The sequence below is a fragment of the Verrucomicrobiia bacterium genome, from assembly GCA_035460805.1.
Lineage (GTDB): Bacteria > Patescibacteriota > UBA1384 > CAILIB01 > CAILIB01 > DATHWI01.
Genome location: DATHWI010000152.1, coordinates 1 through 3,026, shown reverse-complemented (window position 1 = coordinate 3,026; position 3,026 = coordinate 1). Strand labels below are relative to the sequence as shown.

At 52.3% G+C, this 3,026-nt stretch carries 4 protein-coding genes; 3 read left to right on the top strand and 1 reads right to left on the bottom strand.

The annotated features are described in order from the left end of the window. A partial coding sequence (locus VLA04_06165) for a DUF1579 family protein (protein ID HSI21240.1) occupies positions 1-318 on the bottom strand: 318 nt, incomplete at its 3' end. A gap of 272 nt (positions 319-590) precedes the next feature. Here VLA04_06165 and VLA04_06160 point away from each other — a divergent pair. The 3 genes from VLA04_06160 to VLA04_06150 form a co-directional block, all read left to right on the top strand. Then, positions 591-1,472 carry a hypothetical protein gene (locus VLA04_06160; GenBank protein ID HSI21239.1) on the top strand — a complete coding sequence of 294 codons (882 nt, stop codon included), beginning with the start codon at positions 591-593 and terminating at the stop codon, positions 1,470-1,472. Between the two features lie 152 nt (positions 1,473-1,624). Further along, positions 1,625-2,740 (top strand): sialidase family protein, encoded by a 1,116-nt coding sequence (locus tag VLA04_06155; GenBank protein HSI21238.1) that lies wholly within the window; start codon positions 1,625-1,627, stop codon positions 2,738-2,740. Between the two features lie 68 nt (positions 2,741-2,808). Continuing rightward, on the top strand, positions 2,809-3,026 hold a 218-nt coding region (locus tag VLA04_06150), incomplete at its 3' end, for a VOC family protein (protein ID HSI21237.1).

The following is a 3,026-nucleotide window of genomic DNA, read 5'->3' as shown; positions in this document are numbered from 1 at the left end:
TCCCATGTACTTCCAGAGATGTGAAGACATGGAAGCAATTCCGCACCCGCGGTATTCCTTGAAAGAAACATCGTACCCAAGGGCTAGGTAAGAGGTGGTTGCCACGCCATTTGGCATGGTTTCCTTGGCTTCGCTGAATGCCCAGAGTCCGCCAAGGCTTTTGGTGGTGGCGGTACCGCTGCTTTTCATTTTCGGCGCACCTGGTTCCATTACCATTTCGGTTTCAATTTTCCAGTCGCCTACGAGCCGCTGAAGCCACTCATGTTCCTTGATTGGCTTGGTGCCCATGTCCATCTGGTCTTGTGGTTCTGTGCTCATAGTGAAGAGGTCTACGGTTTATTGGCTGACTATACCTGTTTTTGGTGAGGTTGGCAGGAGGGCTGTAAAGTCCCACTAGTCATTGACAAGTGGCCTGTATTTTGGTACAAAGCCCCTAGCTTTACTCCTACAAAAGTAGGCGGACGCCATCATCTTCCCCGGGCAATTGCCCCGATCCAGCAGGTTCGACTGCGGCTCAAGGAGACACTTTGACAAAACAGATTCCTTCAATATCAGAGACGGTACCCTTTCCGGAAAAGCCTTCACGGGAAATGCCGGATGCTGAAGCACGTCAGACCATCATCGGCCTTAGTGCCGCGGCGCTGGCCATCCCCGGCTGGGTAGCCAACTACTATCTCTTTCACAGTTGGGCCCTGTTCTGGGTACTCAATGTACTGCTCATTATCGCAGGGTTCGTTTGCGAGTACGTATATTCGCAAAAGGCCCAGCCTACCGTTGATGCGTGGACGGAATATTACCAAAAGAAGACGGAGGTTGGACAGCAAGCTGCCCGCAAGGCGGCAAAGGCCCCTCTTCCTGTGATCGACTGGTGGGTATCTTCCGAAGGCAAGTTTATAACGGTGGAGTACCTTAACGGGGAGAACCGTGAAGCTCAAAAGTTTGAGGTGGGTAAAGTGGAGAAATACCACGGACCTTCTCCCGCGGTAGAGTTTCCAGGTTCTACGTACCAGCAACAAGACAACATGTGGAAGTGGAATCGTGGTGACACGATCCGCCTGTATGACCCGTCCTTCGAGGAACATCGCACCCCGGTCTTTGACCAAGACGTGCTCCATGCGGCAGAGGAGCTGAGGGCCCGTCTTGCGGTGCCGGTTTCACATGCGGCGCAAGCCGCGGCCCTGACCATCAAGGACTTACTAGGGTCGCTCACCGCCTTACTTGCCGATGGCCTCGCGAAGGAGGACGGCCAGAAAGCCGTTCCTATTCTCGAAGGGCTTAAGGCATACGTCGTGGAGCAGCCTGACTTGCTTGCGCAGATCGAAGAGATCATCACGCTTATCCGCACCACTAAGCAGCAAGGTGACATGTTGGAAATTAGCCAGGCTCTCAGCCGGTTACAAGAAAACATCCGCGATCACCAGGCAGAGGTCTCCGCTCGCCTTGAGGTAGTGCGGGATACGCAAAACGCGTAGCAAAACTATCCTTGGTTCCAGGTGGAGATGATACTACAGCCTCCGGCACACGCCGGAGGTTTTTTATTAATAAGAGAACAGTTTCGCAATACGCAGAACCTTCCCTAGGTTGCTGTGCTAGCATGAATGCATACACTTCTTCATAGATTCCCATGGAAACACTTGAGCCGGCCCAGGTTACTACAGCCGTAGAGCAGCCAGTCGGAGAATCCGTCGTAACGCCAAAAAACCAGGCACCAAAACGTCTCTGGCTAATAATCGCCGCGGCAGTAATTGTGCTGGGGGTTGGGATAACTGCGGTGGCAATGCGTTCGTCAGGGGACAGTCCTCAAGCCACTGCAACACCTACGGCTGAAGCCACGGCGCAGGCGGCAAAGGAGGTGACGAAAAAGAGTGGGGGATCGGAGGGTGACAACTTAATGGGGCAGGATGACATTATCGTGGCAGACATGACCAAGGATGGCCCATGGAAACAGAGTCTCCAAATTTCTGAGTCAAAGGATGGAAAGACATTTGGCAGTCAGAAAACATTTCAAAAAGGCGGCGGCGTAGTCACGGCAGTCCGCGACCAAGCTGGCGTGTTGTACGCGGCTTTCCAGTATTTTCCCGAGAATGATCCTCAGAACTTCGACAAAATTGCCATCAAAAAGTCGACTGATGCGGGTGTAACTTGGAGCGAGCCAATTCCCGCAGTCTTTACCAACTACCCAAAGGCTTATTCGCGGCCTTTTGACCACACCCTCGCACTCACTCCTGAAGGCAAGATCCGCATGTACTACACGGCTAACACGAGTAGCCAGTCAATCATGACAAAGACGTCTGACACCGTTGCGTTCTACTCTTCTATTTCCGCTGATGGTGTCACCTATGAATTTGAAGAGGGTAAGCGGTTGTCGGTGCCAGGCAAGGCAATTATCGACAGCGCCGCTTCCTATCATGATGGTATGTGGTACCTAATTGCCTCTACGCCAAAAGAGTTCGGGGAAGACGGGATTTACTATGCATCCACCTCTACTGATGGGCTGAATTTTGCTACGCCCACCCTTATCCCAGATACGAAGGGATACGAGTGGACGGGGAATATGGCCAAGGTTGGAAGCGCGCTGCGCTTTTACGGCTCAGGGAGTAAGGTTTTCTACAGCGAGCTAGGGGCGGATGGTGCTTGGGGGAAGGCGGTGAATACAAACCTGGTAGGGGGCGACCCAGCAATTGTGCAGGCTTCCGAGGGCAAGTACTTTGCTATCTTTTCAGGACCAGGCGCTCCTTAAGGGAGGCTTTACGGGGCTGAAATTTGAGTATACTAAGGGGTAACATATCCCACCCTTTAATCACCTATATGACACCAGGAATTGTTCCCAACCTTTGGTTTGATGGCAATGCTAAGGAAGCAGTGGATTTTTATCTGGAAGTCTTTAAAGGCGGGAAGATATTCTCCACCCTCTACTATCCTAAGACCAAGGAAGGAGGCTTGGCCGATTTCCAAATGGATTTGGCCGGCAAGGTGCTCACCATCGATTTTGAGGTAAGGGGACTGCGCTTTGTGGCAATCAATGC